The organism is Halanaerobacter jeridensis (assembly GCF_016908315.1).
GTDB lineage: Bacteria > Bacillota > Halanaerobiia > Halobacteroidales > Halobacteroidaceae > Halanaerobacter > Halanaerobacter jeridensis.
In genome coordinates this window covers 1-1,165 of sequence record NZ_JAFBDQ010000046.1, presented here as the reverse complement: position 1 = coordinate 1,165, position 1,165 = coordinate 1, and the positions used below count along the sequence as shown (strand labels likewise).

The following is a 1,165-nucleotide window of genomic DNA, read 5'->3' as shown; positions in this document are numbered from 1 at the left end:
AACTAAATATGATTCAGAATATCATTTAAAACAAGTCAATTGGATTGCTTAATAGTTAATAATAAATCAATGAAAAACTAATTATCCTATTTAAGAAGAACCATAATAATATTTTTTGTGAAATCTTTCACTCAGCTATGCAATGATTATTATTTTAAATAATTAAGAATGATTCCTAAATTGAAATTGTTTAATAGTTGACAATATCTCAACCTTATCAAATTCCCAAACCCCGCCTCTTCAAACCGTGCGTACGGTTCTCCCGTACTCGGCTTTCCTATTAATTTCATCTTAAATTCTATAAGTTTAAGCTGGACTAACTTTCACTATGGTTTATAATGAGCTACTTCATAATCATCAAATAAACCTACCTCATTATATAACCAATTGCTACTCCATCGTTTCCAGCCATATCCCTTTTTCCCCCGCTGCTTCATTAGATACCTTCTTACTTTCTTTTCTACATAATCTTTGATATAGGAAAAACAATTCTCTGAATTTCCTATAGAAAAGTAATTAACCCAACCTCTTAGTACAGAATTTAATTCTCCTATCATACCTGCGAATATACCTGTTGTTCTATGCCTTTGAACTACTTCCTTTACTTTCTGTAGTAACTTTGTTCTTTTCTTAATTTGAGGAGTTGTCAACACTCCCCATTTTCCGCTGAAAGTTTTCCGTCTTTTTATAGTAAACCCTAGAAAATTTATTGAATCTCCTTTTTCTAAATTTACTACCCTAGTCTTTTCTTTATTTACTTTAACTTGTATCTTGTCCAATTCTTCTTTCAGCCTTTTCACTACTTTTGGAAGTAACCAGGTCATACCTTGATGACTAGATACTGCTATTACAATGTCATCTGCAAAACGGGCATATTCTACCTCAGTATATCTCCCTTTACTCTTTGTTGCTTCTGTTGCTCTTTCAAGCATTCTATCAACTTCATTTAAATATAGATTAGCAAATAATGGAGAAATTACTCCTCCCTGGGGTACTCCCTCTTTACCACTAGCTTTTAGTACCAAATTTATCAGATGCATTACATCTTTATCTATTACTCGCTCTGCAACTTTAGCTAGTAGTATATGATGTTTTACTGTATCAAAGTAATTTGATAAATCTAAGTCTATTACTTTTCTTTTCCCACTTATTATTGCCTTTTCTA

General features: G+C 31.7%; 1 protein-coding gene. It reads right to left on the bottom strand.

All coding sequences use genetic code 11. The features are described 5' to 3' along the window. Nucleotides 1-326 precede the first annotated feature (326 nt). Nucleotides 327-1,165, bottom strand: an 839-nt coding sequence (locus JOC47_RS15250; protein ID WP_275579443.1) for a reverse transcriptase domain-containing protein, incomplete at its 5' end; no start/stop codon positions are given.